The organism is Hymenobacter profundi, assembly GCF_019334315.1.
Lineage (GTDB): Bacteria > Bacteroidota > Bacteroidia > Cytophagales > Hymenobacteraceae > Hymenobacter > Hymenobacter profundi.
Genome location: NZ_JAHWGL010000003.1, coordinates 20,336 through 45,056, shown reverse-complemented (window position 1 = coordinate 45,056; position 24,721 = coordinate 20,336). Strand labels below are relative to the sequence as shown.

At 57.5% G+C, this 24,721-nt stretch carries 22 protein-coding genes; 19 read left to right on the top strand and 3 right to left on the bottom strand.

The genetic code is table 11. The features are described from left to right. Nucleotides 1-138: 138 nt before the first annotated feature. The 19 genes from KYK14_RS01695 to ftsZ all read left to right on the top strand — a co-directional run bounded on the left by KYK14_RS01695 (nt 139) and on the right by ftsZ (nt 21,647). Complete coding sequence (locus tag KYK14_RS01695; RefSeq protein WP_219156420.1) at nt 139-981, top strand: phytoene/squalene synthase family protein; 843 nt, start codon at nt 139-141, stop codon at nt 979-981. Between the two features lie 72 nt (nt 982-1,053). Beyond that, nucleotides 1,054-1,524, top strand: coding sequence for a hypothetical protein (locus KYK14_RS01690; RefSeq protein ID WP_208308022.1), 471 nt, complete (start codon nt 1,054-1,056; stop codon nt 1,522-1,524). Between the two features lie 85 nt (nt 1,525-1,609). Continuing rightward, entirely contained in the window at nt 1,610-2,797 is a 1,188-nt protein-coding gene (locus tag KYK14_RS01685; protein ID WP_219156418.1) for a carboxypeptidase-like regulatory domain-containing protein, read from the top strand. An 81-nt stretch (nt 2,798-2,878) separates the two neighbouring features. After that, on the top strand, nt 2,879-3,757 hold the full coding sequence (locus KYK14_RS01680) for a 4-hydroxy-3-methylbut-2-enyl diphosphate reductase (protein ID WP_243900309.1): 879 nt from the start codon (nt 2,879-2,881) through the stop codon (nt 3,755-3,757). Nucleotides 3,758-3,847: 90 nt separating this feature from the next. Next, the gene (locus tag KYK14_RS01675) at nt 3,848-4,576 is read left to right on the top strand and encodes a fatty acid desaturase (protein WP_219156416.1); all 729 of its coding nucleotides are present in this window, start codon (nt 3,848-3,850) and stop codon (nt 4,574-4,576) included. A 230-nt stretch (nt 4,577-4,806) separates the two neighbouring features. Further along, nucleotides 4,807-5,283 (top strand): division/cell wall cluster transcriptional repressor MraZ, encoded by a 477-nt coding sequence (gene mraZ, locus KYK14_RS01670; RefSeq protein WP_185282825.1) that lies wholly within the window; start codon nt 4,807-4,809, stop codon nt 5,281-5,283. Further along, a complete protein-coding gene (rsmH, locus tag KYK14_RS01665) occupies nt 5,280-6,215 on the top strand; it encodes a 16S rRNA (cytosine(1402)-N(4))-methyltransferase RsmH (RefSeq protein ID WP_219156414.1) in 936 nt (311 codons plus the stop codon). Before mraZ ends, rsmH begins: the two co-directional genes overlap by 4 nt. A 121-nt stretch (nt 6,216-6,336) precedes the next feature. Next, nucleotides 6,337-7,038 (top strand): FtsL-like putative cell division protein, encoded by a 702-nt coding sequence (locus tag KYK14_RS01660; RefSeq protein ID WP_246601634.1) that lies wholly within the window; start codon nt 6,337-6,339, stop codon nt 7,036-7,038. Then, the gene (locus tag KYK14_RS01655; RefSeq protein ID WP_219156412.1) at nt 7,035-9,314 is read left to right on the top strand and encodes a penicillin-binding protein; all 2,280 of its coding nucleotides are present in this window, start codon (nt 7,035-7,037) and stop codon (nt 9,312-9,314) included. The genes KYK14_RS01660 and KYK14_RS01655 overlap by 4 nt, the downstream gene beginning before the upstream one ends. Before the next feature lie 27 nt (nt 9,315-9,341). Beyond that, entirely contained in the window at nt 9,342-10,814 is a 1,473-nt protein-coding gene (locus tag KYK14_RS01650; protein ID WP_219156410.1) for a UDP-N-acetylmuramoyl-L-alanyl-D-glutamate--2,6-diaminopimelate ligase, read from the top strand. Next, nucleotides 10,811-11,038 carry a hypothetical protein gene (locus tag KYK14_RS01645; protein WP_208308030.1) on the top strand — a complete coding sequence of 76 codons (228 nt, stop codon included), beginning with the start codon at nt 10,811-10,813 and terminating at the stop codon, nt 11,036-11,038. Before KYK14_RS01650 ends, KYK14_RS01645 begins: the two co-directional genes overlap by 4 nt. A 74-nt stretch (nt 11,039-11,112) precedes the next feature. Further along, nucleotides 11,113-12,333, top strand: a complete 1,221-nt coding sequence (mraY, locus tag KYK14_RS01640; RefSeq protein WP_208308031.1) for a phospho-N-acetylmuramoyl-pentapeptide-transferase — start codon at nt 11,113-11,115, stop codon at nt 12,331-12,333. A 54-nt stretch (nt 12,334-12,387) separates the two neighbouring features. Beyond that, nucleotides 12,388-13,743 carry a UDP-N-acetylmuramoyl-L-alanine--D-glutamate ligase gene (gene murD / locus KYK14_RS01635; RefSeq protein ID WP_219156408.1) on the top strand — a complete coding sequence of 452 codons (1,356 nt, stop codon included), beginning with the start codon at nt 12,388-12,390 and terminating at the stop codon, nt 13,741-13,743. Between the two features lie 124 nt (nt 13,744-13,867). Further along, nucleotides 13,868-15,046, top strand: a complete 1,179-nt coding sequence (locus KYK14_RS01630; protein ID WP_219156406.1) for an FtsW/RodA/SpoVE family cell cycle protein — start codon at nt 13,868-13,870, stop codon at nt 15,044-15,046. A gap of 164 nt (nt 15,047-15,210) precedes the next feature. After that, nucleotides 15,211-16,311 carry an undecaprenyldiphospho-muramoylpentapeptide beta-N-acetylglucosaminyltransferase gene (murG, locus tag KYK14_RS01625; protein WP_219156404.1) on the top strand — a complete coding sequence of 367 codons (1,101 nt, stop codon included), beginning with the start codon at nt 15,211-15,213 and terminating at the stop codon, nt 16,309-16,311. Between the two features lie 12 nt (nt 16,312-16,323). Further along, entirely contained in the window at nt 16,324-17,775 is a 1,452-nt protein-coding gene (gene murC, locus KYK14_RS01620; protein WP_219156402.1) for a UDP-N-acetylmuramate--L-alanine ligase, read from the top strand. Next, nucleotides 17,759-18,523, top strand: coding sequence for a cell division protein FtsQ/DivIB (locus KYK14_RS01615; protein WP_243900310.1), 765 nt, complete (start codon nt 17,759-17,761; stop codon nt 18,521-18,523). The genes murC and KYK14_RS01615 overlap by 17 nt, the downstream gene beginning before the upstream one ends. A gap of 94 nt (nt 18,524-18,617) precedes the next feature. Next, nucleotides 18,618-20,000 carry a cell division protein FtsA gene (ftsA, locus tag KYK14_RS01610; RefSeq protein WP_208308035.1) on the top strand — a complete coding sequence of 461 codons (1,383 nt, stop codon included), beginning with the start codon at nt 18,618-18,620 and terminating at the stop codon, nt 19,998-20,000. 123 nt (nt 20,001-20,123) lie between these two features. Continuing rightward, nucleotides 20,124-21,647: a cell division protein FtsZ gene (gene ftsZ, locus KYK14_RS01605; protein ID WP_219156400.1), complete on the top strand. Its 1,524-nt coding sequence runs from the start codon at nt 20,124-20,126 to the stop codon at nt 21,645-21,647. 100 nt (nt 21,648-21,747) lie between these two features. Here the strand turns inward: ftsZ and KYK14_RS01600 are convergent, their stop codons facing one another. From KYK14_RS01600 to KYK14_RS01590, 3 genes are all read right to left on the bottom strand, one after another. Further along, nucleotides 21,748-23,133 carry an SGNH/GDSL hydrolase family protein gene (locus KYK14_RS01600; protein WP_219156398.1) on the bottom strand — a complete coding sequence of 462 codons (1,386 nt, stop codon included), beginning with the start codon at nt 23,131-23,133 and terminating at the stop codon, nt 21,748-21,750. A 109-nt stretch (nt 23,134-23,242) separates the two neighbouring features. After that, nucleotides 23,243-23,428, bottom strand: a complete 186-nt coding sequence (locus KYK14_RS01595) for a hypothetical protein (RefSeq protein WP_219156396.1) — start codon at nt 23,426-23,428, stop codon at nt 23,243-23,245. A gap of 50 nt (nt 23,429-23,478) precedes the next feature. Continuing rightward, on the bottom strand, nt 23,479-24,621 hold the full coding sequence (locus KYK14_RS01590; protein ID WP_219156395.1) for a cytochrome-c peroxidase: 1,143 nt from the start codon (nt 24,619-24,621) through the stop codon (nt 23,479-23,481). Nucleotides 24,622-24,721: the final 100 nt, after the last annotated feature.

The window sequence follows — 24,721 nt, the reverse complement described above, 5'->3', positions numbered from 1 at the left end:
TTTCGAACGGAGTGAGAAAGCTCGCGTGCAATGGTAAGCTCAATCGTCAGGAATTAGCGGGAGCACGCGAGCTTTCTCACTCCGTTCGAAATGACGTTCTACTTTCTAATTCATAAATTTTAATTCTCAATTACCCCCGTGGACCACGTTGCCCTTTTTGATGAAACCACGCTGGCGTGTAGCAAGCTGATTACCACCCGCTACAGTACCTCGTTTACGCTGGGCATCCGGACGCTCGACAAGCGCTTTCACCTGCCCGTGTACGCGGTGTATGGGTTTGTGCGCTGGGCCGACGAAATCGTGGACACCTTCCATAGCCACGATAAAGCCGCACTGTTTCAGGATTTTAAGCGCCAGACCGACGAGGCCCTGCGCGAGCGGCTCAGTCTGAATCCGGTGCTACACGCGTTCCAGCTGATGGTGCACCGCTACGGCATCGACCAGGAGTTTATTGATGCGTTTCTGCGCAGCATGGAGATGGACTTGGAGGACCAGAGCTACAACCAGTCCTTGTACCAGGAGTATATCTATGGCTCGGCGGAAGTGGTAGGGCTAATGTGCCTGCGCATTTTCTGCGAGGGGGATAAGGCGCTGTTTGAGCACCTGCGCGAACCGGCGCGGCGGCTGGGCTCGGCGTTTCAGAAGGTGAACTTCCTGCGCGACATTCGCTCCGACTACGAAGACCGTGGCCGTGTGTATTTCCCAGGCGTGCAGTACGAGCAATTCGATGACCAAGTAAAGCGCGAAATCGAAGCAGATATCCTGGCCGATTTTGAGGCGGGCTACGCGGGTATTGTGCAGCTGCCACGCGCGGCGCGATTAGGCGTATACCTAGCCTACGTATATTACTTAAAGCTTTTTTATAAAATCCGGCAGTTGCCGGCGGCGCATATTTTGGGTGAACGAGTGCGTGTGCCCAACAACACTAAAATGCTTTTGCTGCTAGGTTCGTACTTTCGTTATCGCCTCCGGGCCATTTAGCCAACAAACTCGTACTGCGTGAAGGTTCTGCTGCCGTTCTGTCTTACCCTGTTCTTCATTCTCTCCAGTCTCGTGTCCGACGCCAATCCCTACTCCGTTGCCAACCTGCGCCGCCAGTATCAGCAAGCCGCTGCAAGCAAAGAAGGTGGTGAGAAGTTTCACCAACTAATGGCTGCCTACACCCAGCACGATGCTGTGGTGCTAGCCTATAAAGCCGCCGCTGAAGCTATTCGGGCCCGCGACGCTTCCATGTTCAATAAGCTCACCTACGTACAGCAGGCCGCCAAGCTGTTTGACGAAGCCGTGCGCCGCGACGATGACAACGCCGAAATTCGGTTCCTGCGCCTGAGCGTGGAAAGCAACCTGCCCGCCTTCCTGGGCCTCAGCCAGCACGTAGATGATGACCGGCAGTTTCTGGTACGCACGCTCTTGCAGCACCCCGAGTCCGGTATGGACAACGAATCCTTTGCTCTGGTGCGCGATTTTATGGTAGAACGCGGCCACGTATCTGGTCCCGACGCCCAGCGCCTAACCTCCTTATAGCGTTGCACCATACCATATTTTATCCTGAAGCTCCTGTTTGGAGCTTCTTTTGTTTAGGCTAGTTTGTATTTCTACCCTTGTTAGCATGATGCACAACGTAGTACTGGTAGGGTGTCTCTTACTGAGTAGCCTAACGGCTTTTGGCCAAAGTATTCGCCTGACGGGGCGAGTAGAAGACACCGAGCATCACCCTATTCCTTATGCCAGCGTGGCCCTGCCCGACGGAGCGGCGGGTACTGCTACCAACGAGGTAGGAGAATTCAGCCTGACCGTGCCCGCCCTGCCGCAACGGCTGGTGGCACTCAGCATTGGGTACGCCCGCACAGAAGTAGTGGCTACTTCGGCTGCGCCGCTCACTATCATCCTGCCCGCCAGCACGGTACAGCTGCCGGAGGTGGTAGTGCGCAACCCCCAGCGCGTGGCCGAAGACCTGGTGCAGCGCGCCTACGCCCAACTGGTTCGTCACGAAAAAGATACGTATTACGGCAAGGCTTTCTACCGCCAGAAAACCCGCACCAACGGCACCTACGACGAACTGTCGGACGCGTTTTATGATGTAGAGCTGACACCGCAGAAGATAGTAGGGTGGGAGCTAGGCGAGTCGCGTTACGCGGCTGTGGCAGGGCCATTTCACATGAAAAACTTCTCTACCCTGATGCGGCTGCCTACCTTCACCCAGCACCCCAAACGGGGTAGTCTGTACCTGCCACTGGCTTCGGATGCAGCCAAGCGGTTCACCTTCACGCTACGCGAGATACAGACTGAAAACGGCCGCGAAACCGCTGTCATCGATTTCCAGCCGCGACCGGGGATAGACAAGCCCGCTCCCGCTGGCACGCTCTACCTCGACCGTCAGACAGCAGCCCTGCGCCGCCAGGAACTACGCCTGCGAGTAGGTTCTATGCTGGCATTTACGAAGGGTTTTCAGCCGTTATCAGATTCATTGCGGCTGGTGTCGGATTTTGCGCCGGTGGCTGATTCGCTCACGCGTCTGGCCAGCACGCGGGGTGAGCTGGCCGTAACAGTGCAAACCGGTAACCGTCCGCCCGTGCAGTCGTTGATATCGGCCTATCTGCTATTATATCAATACACTGGCCGCCTACCCAGCCAGGCCTACGGCCGAGTGAAGCACAGCGCCGATGACTTGCAAATGCTACAGGGGCGGCCCTATAACGCCAAATTCTGGCAGGAGAACGAGATTATTCGGGCCAGTCCGGTGGAGGAAAGTGTAATTAAGTCCTTTGAGGGACGCCGGGTATTCGGCCGCTTATAGTGCTGAAAATGCGCGGGTTTTGCAGCCCGAAAGGATGAGTTTGCGTATCTTTTCCCGGATACTCCCCCGCACTGTAACCTTATGCCGGTTTTTGCGGTTATTCCGAAAGCTATGCCGCACCACCTGAGCGTCCGTATCGACCCCAATTCCGGCTTTTGCTTCGGCGTCATCTATGCTATTCAGATGGCCGAGGACTTGCTGGATGAGCAAGGCTACCTGTATTGCCTAGGCGACATCGTACATAACGACGAAGAAGTAGAACGTCTGCGCCAGCGTGGCCTGCGCATCATCGACTACGATACCTTTGCTACCCTACGTAGCGAGGCCGTGCTCATTCGGGCCCACGGCGAGCCACCCGCTACCTACCAGATGGCGCTGGAAAACAACCTGACGCTGATTGATGCCTCGTGCCCGGTGGTGCTAAAGCTGCAAAACCGCATCAAGGCCAGCTTCGACAAAAAGGATAAGATCTTCATCTACGGCAAGCATGGCCACGCCGAGGTGCGCGGCTTGCTGGGCCAGACTGGCGGCGAAGCGGTGGTGTTTGAGAACCTCGACGAGCTGCTGCGTCACGAACTGCCCGACAACATCACGCTCTACAGCCAGACCACCAAGAGCACCGACAGCTTCTACCGCATCAAGGGCGAGCTGGAGCAGCGGGGCCACACCGTAAACGCTAACGACACGATTTGCCGCCAAGTTAGCAACCGCGACAAAGATCTGCGCCGGTTTGCTGCCCAGTTCGACCAGGTGATTTTCGTATCGGGCACCAAAAGCTCCAACGGCAAGGTGCTCTACCATGTGTGCCTCGAAACCAACCCCAACACGCACTTCGTGTCGAAGGTGGAGGAGTTGCAAACCGAGTGGTTCCGGCCGGGGCAGTCCATCGGTATTTGCGGCGCCACCAGCACACCCATGTGGCTGATGGAAAAGGTGCGCGACACGCTGCTGCGACTCTAAGCAGTGACTGAGTGGCAGAGTGACTGAGTGACTTTCTGAACGTACGCGGTCTCATCCTGTGTTACTTTCGCGTATCCCTGCGAAATCCCTATGTCAACAACTGCTACTCTATCCACGCAAAAACGCCTGAAACCTACGTCGGTAGGGTATAAGGGGGTAGGCATTGCGTTGTTAATTATGACGTTGTGGGCAGGTCTACTCACCTACCTGCTGGCCTACTACCAGCCCGATTGGCGCACGCCCTGGCCCTACCTGCTGGCTCTGGTGCAGATGCACCTCTACACCGGCCTGTTCATCACCGCCCACGATGCGATGCACGGTGTGGTGAGCCCCAACCCGCGCCTGAACAATGCCATTGGCACCGTCGCCGCGCTGCTGTTTGCCTACAACTGGTTCCCTGGGATGCTGCCTAAGCACCACCAGCACCACCGCCACGTAGCTACCCCCGACGACCCCGACTACCACGATGGCGAGCATCCCAACTTCCTGTTCTGGTTCGTGCGCTTCGCCTGGAACTACGTGACTTGGTGGCAAGTAGTGTTAATGGCCGCTACCTATAACGTGCTGAAGTTGTGGTTTCCGCAGGCGAACATCATTGTCTTCTGGATGATACCGGCCGTGCTGGCTACCCTGCAATTGTTCTTTTTTGGGACCTACCTGCCGCACCGGGGCGAGCACGCCCCCGACAATCCGCACAAGTCGCGCACGCAGTTGCGGCACCATGCGTGGGCTTTCGTGAGCTGTTACTTTTTCGGCTACCACTACGAGCACCACGACCAGCCCTACCTACCCTGGTGGCGCCTGTGGCGCACGAAGTAATGTCTGGACCCACGGATTCGTTCGGAACGATAAACGTCTGCCATTTTGACAAAGCGGCGCTACCAAGTGGTAGCGCCGCTTTGCTTTTTACGGTAATAGAAGTGCAAAACCGCTTAAATACCCTGAAAACGCGCTTTCAGTGGAGTGGTAGAAAATGGTAAATCGTGGTGGGCTTTTCCCAGGCAATCCGTACTTTTGCTAGTATCCCTGAAACGATGCCAGGCAATGCCATGAACCTTCTCTCCGGCGAATATGAATGCAAGCTGGACCCGAAAGGGCGCCTGGTGCTGCCGGCTAAGGTGAAGGGTAGTCTGCCAGAGGAAACCGGCAACCAATTGATACTGGTACGCGGTTTTGAGCCGTGCCTAGTGCTGTATCCCCGCTCGGCGTGGCGCGTGATTCACGAGAAGGTGATGGCGCTGGACGAGTTCAATGAGGAATACCGTCAGTTTCAGCGCAATTTTTTGCGGGGCATGACGGAGGTGGAGCTCGATAGCATCGGCCGGTTTATGCTGCCGCGCACCATGCTGCGCTACGCCGGCATCGAGAAGGAGGCCATTATTGTAGGCATCGGCAACCGGTGCGAAATCTGGGACCCTGAGCGCTACGACAACTTCCTCATCAAAGACCAGCAGAGCTTCTCCAAGCTGGCCCAAAAATTCCTGACCACCCCTGACACGGCCCCTACCAGTCCACTTGCTGCATGAGCACTTCCTACCCCAACGATACCGCCTACCACCGCCCCGTGATGCTACGCGAGTGCCTCGACGCCCTCGACCTGCGTCCCGATGGTCGCTACGTAGACGTAACTTTTGGCGGAGGCGGGCACTCGGCGCGCATCTTGGAGCATCTCACCACCGGCCACCTCTACAGCTTCGACCAGGACGCTGATGCCGAGGCCGAAGCCGCCCGCCTGTCCCGGCCGCAGTTCACCTTCATTCGCGCCAACTTCCGCGACCTGCACGCCGAGCTAGCCCGCCACGGCGCCCTACCCGTCGATGGAATATTAGCTGACTTGGGGGTGTCGTCGCACCAGTTCGACACGCCGGAGCGCGGCTTCTCTACCCGCTTCGACGGGCCGTTGGATATGCGCATGAACCCCGAGGCTTCCCAAACCGCCGCCGACATTGTGCAAGACTACTCTGAGGCCGAGCTGCACCGCATTTTCGGGATGTATGGTGAGGTGACGAATGCCCGCACCCTGGCCGCCACTGTAGTGGCCGCCCGTCGGGGTAGGGCCATCACCACCATCGCGGAGCTAAAGAAAGCCATTGCACCCTGCACGCCCCGCGGGAAAGAGAATAAGTACCTAGCGCAAGTGTTCCAGGCCTTGCGCATCGAGGTGAACGAGGAAATGGAAGCCCTGCAGGAAATGCTGCTGCAAACGGCGCAAGTGCTACGCCCCGGCGGCCGCTTGGTGGTAATGAGCTACCACTCCCTGGAAGACCGGCTAGTGAAAAACTACCTCGCCAAAGGCAAGTTTTTCGGCGAAGTAGAAAAAGATTTGTTCGGCAACACGCACCAGCCCTTCGCCGTGCTCACGCGCAAACCCGTAGAAGCCACCGCCGCCGAAATTGCCGAAAACAGCCGCGCCCGAAGCGCGAAACTCCGCATAGCGGAATTAAAAATAAATAGTTAGAAATGAAAAATTATCTGTTAATGTCAACTATGAAATATTTGCTAATTGAATTATCAGCGCCAGCTAATGAATGCTTATGTATCCATTATTAATTTCTAATTCTTAATTATTAATTAAAAACATGGCCGTTAATACCGTCAGACCACCGCAAAAAACTACACCCCGCGCCAATGTGCCGCGCGAGGTGGCAGCGCCCATGCCTGTGCCGGAGGTAGTACCCGAGCCTACCCACGTGCCCGAGCCGGAGCCCGAGGAAGAGCCGGAGCCCTACCGCGCCCCGCGGCGGCCCGCTAGCACCTGGAGTGTATTTACGGTGGTTGACCGCATCATGCGCATGGATGGGCTGTTCCGCGAGGGGTTGCCGGTGCGCTACCTGCCGCATTTGCTGTTCGTGATGTTCCTAACGTTGCTCTACATCGGCAATACGCACTATGCCACGCGGATGAACCGCAATATTCAGAAGCTGAAACTGGAAACTGAGGACTTGCGCGCCGACTTTACTACCCTATCCTCTGACTATATGGAGGCTAGCAAGCAAAGCGAGGTAGCCCGCAAAGTAGCGGCCTACGGGTTAGTGGAAAGCTCCTCGCCGCCGTTCCGCATTAAAGTACCAGCCGGCCGCCTCGACGAGGCCCAACTGGACCGCCTACCTGTTATCACCGCCGACTCGATGGCGGCGCGGGCCGTGGCCGACTCGTTGGCCCGCCTAGCCGCCGAGGAAGAGGCCGGGGCACTGCCACCTGACTCGGTGGCTGCGCCTGTCCGTGCGCCGCGCATGATTGAAGCCCCGAAAGCGCGCACTAAACCTGCGAAGAAGAAATGAAGGGAAACGTAAAAAAAGCCATAGTTACGCGGGTTCGCCTGGCCTTTTTGGGAGTGTGCCTGTTTTCGGCGGCCATTGTCTGGAAGGTGTCGCGGATTCAGTCGGAAGAGGAGGGGGCCAAGTGGCGGGCGCTGGAGCAGGAGCGCCGGGTGGTGTACCAGCCGGTATTTGCCACGCGGGGCACCATTTTGGCCGGCGACGGCAAGAGCATTATGGCTACCTCGCTACCCTTCTACCGGGTAGCCTGGGACCCAAGCGTGGTCGACAAAGATGTGCTGCGCGCCAAGGCCGATTCGTTGGGGCTGTTGCTCTCGCGCTTTTTCGGGGATAAGTCGGCGCAGGAATATGCCCGCAAGCTCAAAAACGCCCGCAACGCCTCGCCTGTGGTGCGCTATATTCGGTTGAACTCGCGGCAGATCAATTTTCAGGAGAAAAAACAGCTGGCTGCGTGGCCGATTTTCCGGCTAGGTAAGAACAAGGGCGGGGTTATTTTCGAGAAGGTCGACAAGCGTTTTCGGCCTTTTGGCGGACTGGCCCAGCGCACTATTGGCTTCCTGAACGAAGACAAAAACGGCGCGGGTCTAGAGTTTACCTACAACCGCAGCTTGGCCGGCAAAGACGGCGAGGCCCTGTTTGAGCGCCTACCCGGCGGCAACAAACCTATCTACGATGGCTCGGAGGTGAAGGCCCAAGCCGGCTACGATATCAGGACTACCCTCGATATCAACTTGCAGGACGTAGCCGAAAACGCACTGTATAAGTCGTTGGTAGACAACGATGCGCAGTATGGCTGCGTGGTGCTGATGGAGGTGAAAACCGGTGAAATCAAGGCCATTGCCAACCTGGGCAAGATTGGCGACGGCGTGTACACCGAGAACTATAACTACGCCATTGCCGACCAGGGCCGCACCGAGCCGGGCTCTACTTTCAAGTTGGCTTCCATGATGGCCTTGTTTGAGGACGACCCCGACATTGAGCTGACCGACACCGTGAACACCGGCACCTCGGGCTCTATGAAGATTGCCGGCGCCATCAAAACCGACACCCATCCCAACGGCCGCGTGACCATTCAGAAGGCCATTGAGCAGTCGTCGAACATTGGGGTAGCCAAGCTCATCAACGACCATTTTTCGGCCAACCCCGAAAAGTACACCGACCATCTCAAGAGCTTCGGGCTAGACAAGCCGCTAGGCTTCCAGATGGCGGGCGAGGCACGGCCTTATGTGAAGGACCCCAACGACCGGAGCTGGAGCCGCACCTCGCTCTCTACCATGAGCATCGGCTATGAGCTGAAGCTGGCCCCGTTGCAAACGCTGGCGTTCTACAACGCCATTGCCAACGACGGCGTGAAAATTGAGCCCATCATTGTAAAGGAAATCAAGCAGGCCGATAAGGTGCTAGAGAGCTTTGACGCGCGGGTGCTGAACCCGCGCATCTGTTCGGAAAAAACGGTTGCCAAGTTGCAATCTATGCTGAAAGGGGTAGTGCTGAACGGCTCGGCCCGCGGCATCAAAACCGACGACTACAGCATTGCTGGTAAAACCGGCACTGCCTGGAAGTTCAAGAACGGCCACTATACCCGCATGTACTCCACCAGCTTCTGTGGCTATTTCCCCGCCGACAAGCCTAAGTACAGCTGCATTGTGGTGATTGACTCACCTCGCCGCGGCCGCATCTATGGTGGCACGGTGGCCGCGCCAGTGTTCCGGGAGGTGGCCGACAAGGCCATGGCCCGCGACGCGGCCAGTCAGCGGCCCTTGCTGGCGCGGGGTAGTGGCCCTCGCTCGCGAGTGCCCTACGTGCGCGCCGGTATGCAAGACGAACTGCAACTGGTGTGCGAAAAACTCGCGATAGGAATGGACGCGCCGCAGGCGGTAGCCGAGGACTGGGTGCGTGTGACGCCCGCCCGCGACTCGGCCAAGCTGGCCGTGGTGGCCCAGCCCGTGTCGCGCGACCATGTGCCCAACGTGCAGGGCATGACACTGCGAGATGCCCTATTTTTGCTGGAAAACCGGGGGCTGCGCGTGAAAACCGTAGGTACGGGCCGTGTGCAACGCCAGTCGCTGGCTGCGGGTAGCGCCCTGAAACGGGGTACTACCGTAGTACTGGAACTGGCGCCCATTGGCCGCCAGATGGTGCCGGTGCTGCTACCCTCGGTGGCCAGCGAACCTAAGCCGGCCGTGACCTACCCCGCCGAGCCAACCAAAAAACGGTCGGCGCCGTCGTCCATCACGCAGCAAACGCCCCGCCGCCCCGAAACCAAACCCAAAGCTTAACCGGCGCCTGCCGCGTCGTTTCTTCTCTTGACAACACATTCTCTTTCTGCGCTGCTTACCGGCATTCCGGTACTCGACCAACAGGGCCCTACCGAGGTAGAGGTGCAAGGCCTTACCCTTGACTCGCGCCAAGCGGGACCGGGCACTGTGTTCTTTGCCCTGCGCGGGGTGGCGGCCGATGGCCACCAGTTCATTCCGAAAGCCGTGGAGCAAGGCGCTGCCGTGGTGGTGTGCGAAACCCTACCCGACGAGCAAGCCGATGCCGTGAGCTACGTGCTGGTGCCCGACAGTGCCGCCGCCATGGCTCTGATGGCAGCCACCTTCTACGACCATCCGTCGCAAAAACTGCGCTTAGTGGGCGTAACCGGTACCAACGGCAAAACGACCTGCGCTACCCTGCTGCACAAGCTGTTCCGGGAGCTAGGCTACCACGTGGGCCTGCTGAGCACGGTGCAGAACCAGATTGATGAGGAGGTGATTCCGGCCACGCACACCACGCCCGACGCCATCCGGCTGAACGAGCTGCTGGCGCGCATGGCGCGGGCGGGTTGCGCCTACGTGTTTATGGAAGTCAGTTCGCACGCTGTGGTGCAGCACCGCATTACGGGCCTGCACTTCGCGGGCGGCATCTTCACCAATCTCACCCACGACCACCTCGACTACCACGGCACCTTCGACGCCTACCTCAAGGCCAAGAAAGGCTTCTTCGATAAACTCCCTAAAACCGCTTTCGCCCTCACCAACGCTGACGACAAGCGCGGCCCGGTGATGCTGCAAAACACCGTGGCCCGGCGTGAGTCGTATGGGCTGCGGGGGGTAGGCACGTTTCGGGGCAAGCTGCTCGAAAATGCTGTGCACGGCTTGCACCTGGAGGTAGACGGCCGTGAGGTGCAGTTTCGCCTTATCGGCGTGTTCAACGCCTACAATCTGCTGGCCGTGTATGGCGCGGCCGTGCTGTTGGGCGAAGACGCCGACGCGGTGCTGACCATTCTCTCCGGCTTGCTGTCGGCGCCGGGGCGGTTTGAGCCAGTAGTGTCGGCGCAGACGCGCGTGACCGGCATCGTGGACTATGCCCACACGCCCGACGCGCTGGAAAACGTGCTTGATACCATTGCCGACATCCGCCAGCCGCGGCAGCAAGTGATTACGGTGGTAGGCTGCGGTGGCAACCGCGACGCGGCCAAGCGCCCGATTATGGCTAAATTGGCCTGTCAGGGCTCCGAGCGTGTAATCTTAACCGCCGATAATCCGCGTTTCGAAGACCCCAACGACATTTTACACCAGATGCAGGCCGGCGTAGCGCCAGCCGATATGGGAAAGGTGCTGACCATTGCCGACCGGCGCGAGGCCATTAAAACGGCCGTGGCGCTGGCCCAACCCGGTGATATTGTGTTGGTAGCGGGCAAAGGCCACGAAACCTACCAGGAAATTAAGGGAGTGCGTACGCCTTTCGACGACAAGCAAGTGCTGCGTGAGATGTTTGAGCTGTTGGCAAAATGAAGAAGAACCCAAGCCGTCCTGCTACCCCCACGCTGTGGATGAAGCAAACCGAGAAAAATGACACGTCGCCTCGCTTCGTTAGTCCAGCGCTGTCGACTACGCTGATTCGGGCCGATGCCTTAGTGCAGCAGCTGCGCGCCGTGCACACCACCTACCACGATGCCCTAGCTGGCCCGTGGACCGTGACCAGCACTAATCAAATTCCGAACAAACGCAATACCTGACGCCTCGTCAAAAAGCTGAACATTTGCAGTTTGAAAGACCTTCAACTGTCCTTTTTTGCTGATTTCCTGCGCTCATGCTCTACCACCTCTTCACGTATTTATACAAAACCTATCACCTACCGGGCGCGGGGGTATTCCAATACACCACATTTCGGGCGGCCATGGCCGTTATCACTTCCCTGCTGATTGCCCAGGTATTTGGGGGGCGTCTCATTCGCGTGTTGCAGCGCCGCCAGATTGGTGAAGGCATTCGCGACCTGGGGTTGCAGGGGCAAATGGAGAAGAAAGGGACGCCTACCATGGGTGGCCTGATTATCCTGCTAGCCATCTTGGTGCCGGTGCTGCTATTCGCCCGCCTCGATAATATTTACATCATTCTGATGCTGTTGAGCACGGTGTGGCTAGGGCTGATTGGCTTCCTCGACGACTATATTAAGGTAGTAAAGAAGGATAAGGAAGGCCTGGCAGGCCGCTTCAAGGTGTTGGGCCAGGTAGGGCTGGGCATCACGGTGGGCTGGGTGTTGTTCTTTTCCAACGACGTAACTGTGCGCCAGTACCTGCTGCCCGATGGTCAGCTCTCGGCCGTAGATGCCAGCCAGGTATACCAGGATGTGAAGCTGATGATTACCACCATCCCCTTCGCCAAAAACAACGAGCTGAACTACGGTAACCTGTTTAGCTACGCTGGGCCGTATTTCAATGGCCTCTATGCCTTTCTCTACATTCCCATCGTCATCGTCATCATCACGGCCGTGAGCAACGGCGCCAACATCACCGATGGCCTCGATGGGCTGGCGGCGGGTACTTCGGCCATCATCGGGACTACCATTGCCATCTTCGCTTTTGTGAGTGGCAACTCAGTACTGGCTGACTACCTCGATATTATGTATATACCGAATTCCGGAGAGCTGGTTATTTTCTGTACGGCATTTGTGGGGGCGTGCGTGGGCTTCTTGTGGTATAACTCCTACCCCGCGCAGGTGTTCATGGGCGATACCGGCTCGCTGGCCATTGGTGGTATCATTGCAGTGCTGGCCCTCATCATCCGTAAGGAGTTGCTGATTCCGGTACTGTGTGGGGTGTTTTTGATTGAGAACCTGTCGGTGATTGTGCAGGTGAGCTACTTTAAATACACCCGCAAAAAGTACGGTGAGGGTAGGCGCCTGCTGCGCATGTCGCCGCTGCACCACCACTACCAGAAACTGGGCTACCACGAATCCAAAATCGTGTCGCGGTTCTGGATTGTGGGCATTATGCTGGCCGTCTTGACGCTGGTAACGCTGAAACTACGCTAATGACAGGCTTCTCGCAGGGCGCAATCTTCGCGAGAAACCTCAACAGAATAACGCATGAACATCGTCATTTTAGGAGCTGCGGAAAGTGGGGTAGGGGCGGCGCTGTTAGCGCACGCCAAAGGCCACACCGTATTTGTGTCCGACAAAAGCCCGATTCAACCACGTTACAAGGAAAAGCTGACGGCGGCTGGTATCGAATTTGAGGAGAATCAGCACACCGAAGCGCGCATTTTACAAGCCGATGAGGTGGTGAAAAGCCCTGGCATTCCGGAGAAGGCCCCCATCGTGCAGGCATTGCGGGCACAGAATACGCCTATTATCTCCGAGATTGAACTAGCTGGGCGCTACACCAAAGCGAAGTGCATCTGCATCACGGGCACCAACGGCAAAACCACTACCACCCTGCTCACCTACCACCTGCTGAAAGAGGCTGGCCTGAAGGTAGGCCTGGCCGGTAACGTGGGCTACTCCCTGGCCGAGCAGGTAATCGACGACCAGCACGACTACTACGTGGTAGAGCTAAGCAGCTTCCAGCTCGACGACACACACGATTTTCAGCCCTGGGTGTCGGTGCTGCTCAACATCACGCCCGACCACCTCGACCGCTACGACTACTCGATGGAAAAATACGCCGAGTCCAAGCTGCGCATCATGCGCCGGCAGGACAGCAACGGCTATTTCATCTACAACGCCGACGACGAGAACATCCAGCGCAACTTTAAGGGGGCCTTTCGGCCGGTGCGACAGCTACCGTTCAGCCTGCACCACCGCCCCGATTTTCACTTGGCGGGCTACTACGAAGAAGAAAGCCTGGTACGCCTAGATTTATTGCCCGGTTTTTATAGCGAAACTGAGGAAATCAGCACTGCCAACTCGCCGCTGATTGGGAAGCACAACCGCCAGAACATCCTGGCAGCTGTGCTCTGCGCCCGCGTGGCGGGGGTAGGGAAAGAGCAGATAGAAAGTGCTCTGGCTACTTTCCGCAACGCCGACCATCGCCTGCAACCCGTGGGCGAAATCAACGGCGCTACCTTCATCAACGACTCCAAAGCCACCAACGTGGAAGCCGCCTGGTACGCCCTGGATGGTATTACCAAACCCATCATCTGGATTGCTGGGGGCACCGATAAGGGCAACGATTACACCTCGTTGCTGCCCCTGGCGCAGGAACGCGTGAAGGCGCTCATTTGCCTGGGGGCAGACAACGAAAAGCTACGCACTGCCTTCACCGGCGTGGTGCCCTACCTCGTCGAGACCCAAAGCATGACCGATGCCGTGGAGCGTGCCGCCACCCTGGCCCGCCCCGGCGACGTAGTGTTGCTTTCACCCGCCTGCGCCTCCTTCGACCTCTTTAAGAACTATGAGGACCGGGGTAGGCAATTTGCGGCGGCAGTGCAGGAAATGGTGTAATTGTGAGCGGGTGAGCATGATGTCCAGTTTGTGAAACATGTAGCTCTCTATCCATTACATAAGTACCATCTCAAACAAGCCACGCCAGCAGAACGACAAACCCACTATCTCACAATTTCACTCCATGGAACCCATTAAAAACTGGCTGCAACGCAACCTCAAGGGCGACCCGGTCCTGTGGGGTATCGTGATTTTGTTTTCGCTGATCAGTATTGCGGTGGTGTACTCGGCTACGGGTACGCTGGCCTACAAGAAGATGGGCGGCAACACCGAATATTTTCTGTTTAAGCATACCGGACTGATTCTGGTGGGGCTGTTCTTCATGTGGCTGGCCCACCGCATCGACTACCGCTATTACTCGCGGTTGTCGCTGTATGCACTATTGATTTCGGTGCCGTTGCTGCTCTTCACGTTCTTTTTTGGGGGCACTACCCTCAACGACGCTTCGCGCTGGCTGACCATCCCGGTTATCAACCAAACCTTTCAGCCCTCCGACTTAGCCAAGCTGGCCCTCATTGCCCACTTGGCCAGTATGCTCAGCCGCCGTCAGCAACACGTGCAAGACTTCAAAACCACCCTGCTCCCCGTTATGCTGTGGGTAGGATTGATTTGCGGCATCATCATTATGAGTAACGCTTCTACGGCACTGCTGCTATTTATTACCTGTTTGCTGCTGATGTTCATTGGTCGGGTGCCACTGAAGCAGATGGCCGTGATGGTAGCCATTGGCTTGGTAGTAGGTGGGGTAGGGCTGGCCTCAGGGCAGCGCTATAAAACGGTAATGAGTCGCGTATCAAGTTTCACGGATAAATCGAAGCCGGTGCCGTTTCAGCTGGAGCACAGCTACATAGCTATTGCTACGGGTGGCGTTACGGGCAAAGGCCCCGGTAAGAGCACCGAGCGCAACATCCTACCGCACCCGTATTCCGACTTCATTTACGCTGTAATTATTGAGGAATATGGCATGGTAGGAGGTGCCTTCGTGCTGTTTCTCTACCTCGCTTTTCTCTATCGAGGGCTGAAAACCGTGATGAACAGCGCCGGCGCCTTTGGAGGGTTGCTTTCGGCGGGCCTCAGCTTTAGTCTGGTCTTGCAGGCGATGGTAAATATGGGCGTGGCCGTAGGCCTGGGTCCGATTACGGGCCTACCCCTGCCGTTGTTGAGTATGGGCGGTACCTCGCTCATTTTCACTGGTATCAGCATCGGTATTATCCTGGCCGTGAGTAGGGGCGAGCGGGAGGTACGCCCCATAGTGGGCGAGCCTGCCGATACCGCCCGGATTCCGCGGGTAGCAATGGGGTAGGGGCGGCTTGCAGCCGCCCATCTCCAGAAAGTCAACGAAACGGAACGTCATTCCGAACTGGTCGAGGAATCTCGCTTGATAGTAATTACTACCTGCCATCAGCACGCGAGATTCCTCGATCAGCTCGGAATGACATTCGACGAAGCTAATAGCTTAAGCACAACATGAAAGTAATCATCAGCGGCGGCGGTACGGGCGGGCACATCTTCCCGGCCGTGGCCATTGCCAACGAACTGCGCCGCCGCCACCCCAGCGCGGAAATTCTCTTTGTGGGCGCTAACGGCCGCATGGAGATGACGCGCGTGCCCGAGGCCGGCTACCGCATTGTGGGCCTCGACGTGACGGGCTTACAACGTCGCCTGACGCCTCAGAACCTGCTGTTTCCGGTGCGCGTGATTCGGTCGGTGCGCAAGGCGGGCAAGCTGCTCGAAGAGTTTCAGCCCGATGCGGTGGTGGGGGTAGGGGGCTACGCCTCGGCACCGGTGCTGCTGGCCGCCACCTCGCGCGGAATTCCGTCCCTCATTCAGGAGCAGAATTCCTACGCGGGCCTCGTGAATAAGCTGCTGGCTCGCCGCGTCGACCGTATTTGCGTGGCCTACGAGGGTATGGAGAAGTTCTTTCCGGCCGATAAGCTGGTGCTCACGGGCAACCCCGTCCGCGCCGAAATTGCCAGCGGCAACCGCGCCGAAGCGTTGGCTTTCTTTGGGCTGGATGCCAGCCGACCAGTTTTACTGGTAGTCGGGGGTAGCTTGGGTGCTCGCACCCTCAACGAGGCCACGGTCGCCGCGCTACCGCGTCTTCAGCAAGGAGGTGTGCAACTGCTGTGGCAAACCGGCAAAACCTACTATCCCCAGGCTGCCCCGGCCGCTGCGCCCTACGTGGGGGAAGGGCTGCACGCGCTGGAGTTCATCCAGCGTATGGATTTGGCTTACGCCGCCGCCGATGTAGTCGTGAGCCGGGCCGGAGCACTATCGGTATCGGAACTATGCCTCACAGGCAAACCGAGCATTCTGGTGCCCTCGCCCAACGTGGCCGAAGACCATCAAACCAAAAACGCCATGGCCCTGGTGCAGCGCAACGCCGCCCTACTGGTAACGGACACGCAAGCTGCCGCCCGTCTCTACGATGAAGCGCTGGCTCTGCTGCACCAACCTGAGCGCCGTCAGCAACTCGCTACTAATGCCTTGACGCTGGCGCGCCCTGCTGCCACCAACACGATTGTAGACGAGCTAGAGAAGCTGATGCAGCCGAATTTTAATTCTTAACGATTCAACTACTTGCAACCTTACGTCTATTTTCTGGGCATTGGCGGCATTGGCATGTCGGCGCTGGCGCGGTGGTTTCAGGCCAACGGTCATCAGGTGAGCGGCTACGACAAAACCGCTACTCCCCTCACCGAGGCACTCACCGCCGAAGGCATTGCCATTCACTATGCCGATGCGGTGGAGAACATTCCGGCGGTAGTGCGCGACAACCGCGAGCAAACGCTAGTGGTTCTCACACCGGCCATCCCGAAAGACCACCAGGAATGGGCATGGCTGCGGGAGAATGGTTATGATATCCGCAAGCGCAGCCAGGTGCTGGGCGTGCTTACCGAAGGCCGTCCTACTCTAGCCGTAGCTGGCACCCACGGCAAAACCACTACCAGCAGTATGCTGGCGCACTTGCTGCACCACGCCGGCCTACCGGTAGGAGCGTTTCTGGGCGGCATCAGCGTCAACCTCGGTTCCAACCTGCTGTTGCCTGAAGGAATTAAAAATAATGGTGTAGAAATTTCTGGGGAAGAGCCAACAGCTAAAATAGTAGTAGAGGCCGACGAGTACGACCGGTCCTTCCTGACCTTACACCCCGACGTCGCTATCATCACCAGTACCGATGCCGACCACCTCGACATTTACGGCGACAAGGATGCGCTGGTGGAGTCGTTTCGGCAGTTTGCGGGGCAGATAAAGCCCGGTGGCACGCTGCTGCTCAACCATACCGCCGATGCCAGCGTGGCCGATGCGGTGGGGCCGGAGGTGCGCGTCATCCGCTATGGGCTCACAAAAAGCGAAGGGCCAGAATTATATTCCTCGGCCATTACGGCGGAGGGCCATCAGTTTCATTTCGACCTACATAGCGTAGCGGGTAGCGTAATGGGTTTGCAATTATCGGTGCCCGGATACCACAATGTGGAAAACATGTTGGCCGCTGCTTGCGTAGCGCAGTTGCAAGGCGTCAATTCCGACTCGTTGAAAACGGGTGTGGCGGCGTACCGGGGCGTAAAGCGGCGGTTCGAGTTCATCGTAACGGCCACTTCGGGCACTGGGCCAAAAGTGTATGTGGACGATTATGCCCACCACCCACGCGAAATCGACGCCTTTCTGCGTTCCTTACGAGCGCTCTACCCCGGCAAACGGCTGCGGGTGGTGTTTCAACCCCATTTGTTCACCCGTACCCGCGACTTTCTTGCGGGCTTCGCCGACAGCTTAAGTCTGGCCGACGAGGTGGTGCTACTCGATATCTATCCGGCGCGGGAGCTACCCTTGCCCGGTATCACATCGGCGCTGCTCCTGGATCTGATAACGGCCCCCGTAAAGTCGTTGCAGACGAAAGAGCAGGTGCTGGCTGCCGCCCAAACCGATGATTCATTCGACGTGCTGGCAACAGTTGGCGCCGGCGACATCGACCAACTGGTGCCGCGCTTGCGGACTCTTTTAGATAACAAGTGGAATGGAGCTGAAGCGTAAAGCCAATAATCTACTGTTTGCCACCGGCTGCCTCGTGCTGCTGGTTGGGCTACTGGTGTTTGCTGGGATCCGGCAGGCGCATCGTCCTGTGGGACAAGTCATTGTTAAAATTAGTAATGAGTTCAATAACTACTTCATTAGCGAACGGGAAGTGACGCAACTGCTGACCAGAAACGGCCGGGACCGGCTGGAGGGTAGCGCCCCCGAGGCCCTGAACCTGCGGGCGCTGGAAGGGCGCCTAAAGGCGCACAGCTTCGTGAAGGATGCGCAGGTTTACCGCGACCTGTCGGGCAACCTGCATGCTGATGTGCGCCAGAGCCGTCCCATTGCCCGCCTCACGCACTCGGATACCCGCCAGGACTCCTACCTCGATTCTGATGGCCGGCAACTGCCGCTCTCACCGCTCTTCACGGCCCGCGTGGTGCCCGTGGCCCGGCAGGGCGGGGCACCGTTGCAGGCTGGTTTCTTTCAGGATTCGGTTGGCCGTCACTATTTGGAGCTACTGCGCTACATAGATGAGCATCCTTTTTGGCGGGCTCAAGTAGCAGAAGTTTTTATTGACCCAAATGGTAAGGTTGCCCTTACCCAACAGGTAGGTGACCAGCGCATAGAATTTGGTTTTCCGAAGAATATATCGGAAAAATTTGCGAAACTAATGGTATTTTACCGCCAAATTCCGCCCGCCCTGGGCTGGAATACCTACCACCGCGTTAACGTGGAGTTCAAAGATCAAATCATCTGCGAATAGCCATACTCTTTTAAAAACGCCTGAAATACGCGTTTTTTGCGTCATATTCCTTAGCTTACCTAGCTGCAACACCCTACCTACACGCCTCCGCCTCATGCAAAACGATAAAATTGTCGTCGGTCTCGACATTGGAACCACCAAAATCTGTGCGCTGGTAGGGCGCAAGAATGAATTCGGTAAGCTCGAAATTTTGGGCATGGGGAAAGCTGTGTCGGAAGGTGTTGTGCGGGGTATCGTGTCGAACATCGACAAGACGGTGGACGCCATTAAGCGCGCCATCCGGCAGGCGGAGGAGCAATCCGGTATCAATATCGGCGTAGTGAACGTGGGTATTGCAGGCCAGCACATCAAGAGCTTGCAACACAACGGCAGCATCACGCGCGCCTCTACCGACAGCGAAATCACGGTGGAAGACGTGAACCGGCTGACCAACGATATGTACCGGCTGGTGACCCCGCCCGGCTCCGAAATCATCCACGTAATGCCCCAGGACTACAAGGTGGATTACGAGGAAGGTATTATGGATCCGGTGGGGATGTCGGGTGTGCGTTTGGAGGGTAATTTTCACATTATCACGGCCCAAAGCACGGCCATCAACAACATCAACAAGTGCGTAACCAAGGCTGGGCTGGAGATTGATAGCCTGATCCTGGAGCCGCTGTCTTCGTCGATGTCGGTGCTGTCGGATGAGGAAAAAGAGGCGGGCGTGGCCCTAATCGACATTGGCGGCGGTACCACGGACTTGGCTATCTTTAAGGACGGCATCATCCGCCACGCGGCAGTGCTACCCTTCGGCGGCAATATCCTGACCAGCGACATCAAGCAGGGCTGCGCCGTGATGCAAAATCAGGCGGAGCAACTGAAGGTGAAGTTCGGTAAAGCCATTGCTGAGGAAGCTTCCGAGTACGAAATCGTGAGCATTCCTGGCCTGCGCGACCGGGCTCCCAAGGAGATTTCCCTTAAAAACCTGGCCTACATTATTGAGGCTCGGATGGAGGAAATCGTGGAGCTGGTGTATGCCGAAATTCAGCGTACCGGCCACGCCGATAAACTGGCCGCTGGCATTGTACTGACGGGTGGTGGCTCGCAGTTGCAAAACCTGGTGCAACTCACGGAGTACGTGACCGGCATGGATACGCGCATTGGCTACCCCAATGAGCACCTGGGTAAGAGCAAGATCGAGGCGGTGAAGTCACCGATGTATGCTACTACGGTAGGGCTAGTGCTGGCCGGCTACCGTCCCCTCGACGAGCGTGTCAACCAGAGCATCTACGAAGAGGAGCAGCCGCAGACCTACTACCAGCCGCAAGCTCCTGAGCCACGCTACACGCCGCCAACGCCCGTAGCGCAACAACCTGCTCCTGCACCGGAGCCGGAAAAGCCCAAGAAGCCTTCGGGCGCTAGTAAGTTCTTCCAGGACATTATTAGTCGCACCAAAGGTCTGCTCATCGACGATTTTGACGATAAGCAGTACTAACCATTTAATTAATAATTGAGAATTAATAATTAAGGATTGTGCTTTTGCAACTAGGCCGTCAGGCACGCAGCACGTATACTTCCCAATTATTAATTCTTAATTCTTAATTATTAATTAAACCCCATGAATTTCACCTTCGATATACCAGCGCAAAACACGTCCATCATTAAGGTGATTGGCGTGGGTGGGGGCGGCTCCAACGCCGTGAACCACATGTTCAATCAGGGCATTAAGGACGTTGAGTTTGTAATCTGCAACACCGACAAGCAGGCCCTAGCCTCCTCGACGGTGCCTAACCGCCTGCAAATCGGTCTGGACCTGACCGAGGGCCTGGGTGCGGGCGCGAACCCCGAGCGGGGAAAGCAGGCCGCCATCGAGAGCAAAGAGCAAATCCGGGAGCTGCTGAGCCACGGCACCAAAATGGTGTTCATTACGGCCGGTATGGGTGGTGGTACCGGTACCGGTGCTGCTCCGGTTATTGCCCGCGTGGCCAAAGAGCTGGACATTCTCACGGTAGGTATCGTGACGGCACCCTTCATGTTTGAGGGTAAGAAGAAGCGTCAGCAAGCCGAGCAGGGCATCAAGGAGCTAAGCGAGAACTGCGACACGGTGCTGGTGATTCTCAACGACAAACTCCGCGAGATTTACGGCAACCTACCCATCCGCTCGGCCTTTGCTAAGGCTGATAACGTGCTGAGCACGGCTGCCAAGTCTATAGCCGAAATCATTACGGTGACGGCCGACGTGAACGTGGACTTTGAAGACGTGAAAACGGTGATGAAGGACTCGGGCGCCGCCGTAATGGGTAGTTCCATCACGGATGGCGAAAACCGCGCCCGCCGTGCTGCGGAAGAGGCCCTGGCTTCGCCGCTGCTCAACAACACCGATATTCACGGCGCCCAGCGCATTCTGCTCAGCATCATGTCGGGCGACCAGGCAGAGCTGGAAATGGACGAGCTGACCGAAATTACGGAGTGCATCCAAGACAAAGCGGGCCAGAACGCCGAGGTGATTTTCGGCCACGGCATCGATTCTACCCTGGGCCAGAGCATTCGGGTGACGGTAATTGCTACCGGCTTCGCCCGCGAGGCGCACACCATCACCGACAGCATGGTGAGCAAGGAAACACCTAGCGCGCCGGAAGCGACTGCGCCGGCTGCTCCTGCTGAGCCGCGTTCCGATAATTCGATTGTGCCTTCGTTTGGCGCGCCGGCTCCAGCGCCCGCTCCGATTCCAGCGGCCCCGGTTACTCCCGAGCCGCCTAAGGTTACTTTTGACCTAGAAACGTCGCCGTATACCTACGAGCCACCCGTTAATCCGTCGCCGACGCCTAACCCGGAGCCGGTGCTGCAACCCCAGCCGCAACAGTATCAGCAGCAGCCGGTGCACGCTACACCCTACCAGCCTTCGGCCCGACCTGTTCATGATGCCCGCGCCGAGGAGCGCCGCCGCCGCTTGCAGGGCCTGAGCAATGGCCTCACCAACGAAGCCATTAAGGACCAGTTGGAAACGCCGGCCTACCTACGCCGCCAAGTGAAGCTGGAAAACGTGACGCCTTCCAGCGAGCAGAACATCAGCCGTTTCAACCTCTCGGATGATAACGAGCTGTTGGGTGATAACCGCTTCCTGCACGACAACGTGGATTAAAAACAAGAAAGCCTTAGAAAGACATCGGCCCGCTGAAGTAACTTCAGCGGGCCGATGTCTTTCTAAGGCTAATCAGCATAAGCTAATTATAGCTTCCGCTTTACTTACGACGCTTGGTAGAGGTAGGGGTAGTAGCAGGCTGCGGTGTTGCCGAGCGGGTAGGGGAGGCGGGTCGCTTCATTTTCTGCATTTTCTGCATTTTCTGCGCGGCAGAAACCACATGCAACGTATTTAGGCTCTGTGCCAGATTACTGAGTGAATCGGAAGCATTTTGGCGGCCGTTGAGTGGGGCATAGAGTTCCAAACTGGATTTGAGCAAAGAGTCGGCTGCAACGGCCAGGATTTCATCTTGGTTCATGCCGGAGCGGTAGAAAAACCAGTCGCGTAGCTGCACCCGGCGTGGGGCAGTGGCGCCGCCCAAGTCGAGTTGGGTAGGGCGCAGGCGCTCCGCCACGCTACCTTCCTGGGTGCTATCAACATAGAGTTGGGTAGCCCCGCGCGCGTAGTAGTGCGTAAGGGCTAACTGGTGCCAATGATTGTCTGCCACGGGTACTTTGCCGGTGATGCGCTGTCCCTTAGCAGAGTTGTAGGAAACCACGCCGCCCGGTGCTACCTGTAGCGTGCCTACTGCAAGGCCGGCACTGTCGCGGATGGCCAGTAGTTGGCCTGCGGTGCCGGTTTTGAAGCGGATAATGGTGGTGAAAGGGTGCACCACATCCTCGGGCACCAACCGGATGGTAGGCGCTGGCCGACTGGCGGTGTTGGTGAGCTTGATGCCCATACTGGTGCGGCGCGTGGGCTGCGGCTTGCCCGCATGCAGAGCATCAAACAGCGAAGGCACAATGGTATGCGCCATTTCCGCATGGCCCCGGTCGTTGGGGTGCAGGCCGTCGAACCAGTAGCCCGTGGTCCAGCGGCCCTGCCCATCGTCGACAGCACCGAGCAGATTAATACTGGGCACATTCCATCCCTGAATCAGCAAGTTCATGCGGCGCGTGAACTCGTACTGTTCGGGGCCGTAGTCGTTGCGCGTGTAGCCGTTGGTGATGATGGGCACCATGCCAAGTGCCCGCGCCTGGTTGATAAGCGTGACCAGATTGGTCTTGAACTGCTCAAAAATTGGCTGGCCCTTTTCCTTTATACCCTCGTTGCCAAGCGCCAGCGCAAATACCACATACTTGGCGTGTTGCGGCAGCAAATCAGCATCAAAGCGCTTCATCACGGCAATAGTGTTATTGCCGGAGATGCTGATATTGGCCGTTTTCCAAGGTAGCCCTACCCCAGCTGCGGCTCGTTTCGTCAGCAAATCAGAGTAAAGCGCCGTGTAGCCGTGTTGATTGGTGGCTCCTACACCGGCAGGTACGGAAGAACCCATATAGACCAGCTTCAGCGAATCTAAGGTAGTAGGGGTAGCGGGCTGCGACTGAGCAAAGGCGGGGCTATGCGATAAGCCGGCCAGTAAGGATAGAAATAGTAATCGGGACATAGAAAGGGTAGGAGCAGAAAGTAGCGGATCGTACTAACGCAACGTATTGGCACACAGAAGCCAGTGAATATTCCGCCGTTGTAGCAACACTACTTGCGGCCACACCACGCTACGACTTAGGCGGGGTTTCCTTTTCAGGTTGCGCAGGTTCAGCAATTTCCCGGTCGGGGGTGAGCGTGCGGGGGGCGCGGGCTGGGCGTGTGGCCGGTGAGTGTGGCTCCCGCGCTGTGGTGAAGCAGCCCATCAACAAGAAGAGCCCCGGCAGGAGCAGCACGTAGGCAAACCAGCGTTTCATGTGTGCAAAGTACACAATTTGCCCGCAAGCAACCGGTTAGTGCTTGCCAATCAGGGAGTAAACGGATTGGCGAAGCGCTTGTCCTGCACAAACGTCGTGTCAGTCAGGGTTTTTAAGAAGGCTACGAGTTGCCGTTTTTGAGTAGCCGAAAGGCTGAGCTGACTGCCAAATGGCACGTTGGTAGCGTCCAGCATATTGGGGTCGAGGTTGGGGCTCTGGCGCTGCACATGGTCGCTGTAATGGTCTACCACTTCCTCTAGGGTAGCAAAACGGCCATCGTGCATGTAGGGGGCCGTGAGGGCAATGTTGCGCAGGGTGGGTGCCCGAAACTTGCCGTTGTCGAAGGCTTGCCCGGTGGCTTGGCCGCGGCCGTTATCTGCAAAGCTGAGGTCGAGGCCGTTGTTGAAAAAGTCTCGAGCCGTGAACAGCGTACCGCCGTGGCAGTGAAAGCAGTTGGCCCCCGCAATACCGTGGCTGGGCTCGGGGTGGTTGTTGAACAGCATCAGGCCCTGCACCTCATCCGGCGTCAGCACCGACCGGTTGCCCGTGTAGTAGCGGTCGTAGCGCGAATTGGCCGAAATCAGTGTACGCTCAAATTGTGCCAGCGCCTTCAGTGTGTTTTCCTCCGTAATGGTTTTCGAGCCAAACGCCTTCAGAAACAGAGGCGGGTAGAGGTCGGTTTGCTGAAGCTTGGCTACGCCTGCGGCCAGCGACTGGTGCAGCTCTACCTCGTTCTCAATGGGGATGCGGGCCTGCGTTTCGAGGGTCGTGGCGGCGCCGTCCCAGTTCAGGGTAGTTTCCCAGAGCAGGTTGGTCAGCGACATGGAACCGCGCGGGTGTTGACGCCCGTCTACGCCCATCGCCCGCGCCCGGCCGTCGGTGAAGGCCTTGCTCTGCTGGTGGCAAGAGCCGCACGATAGAGTATTGTTGCGCGAAAGGCGCGTTTCGTAGAACAACATCCGACCCAGCGCTACGCCTTCGTTGGTGAGTGGGTTATCGGTTGGGATGGTAGGGCTCTGCGGAAAAGTAGCTGGCAGGGTAAGCGTGTACGGGGTAGGCGCTACTATGGGGTCCTCTTCCTCATCCATCGTGCCCTTCGGACTGCACGCCACCGCCAATACCAGCATAGCGAGCCAGAAGCGCGCACGCACAAAACGGAGCAGAAGAGCCATCGGCAGGGTAGAAAAGGTCATGCAGTAAGCAAGATACAAGCTAAGGTCGCAACGTTGCGCGTTGGGCAAATGGTTCTCGCTCCTTATCGCCGAGCAACAGTGTGCCATTGGCATAACGCCT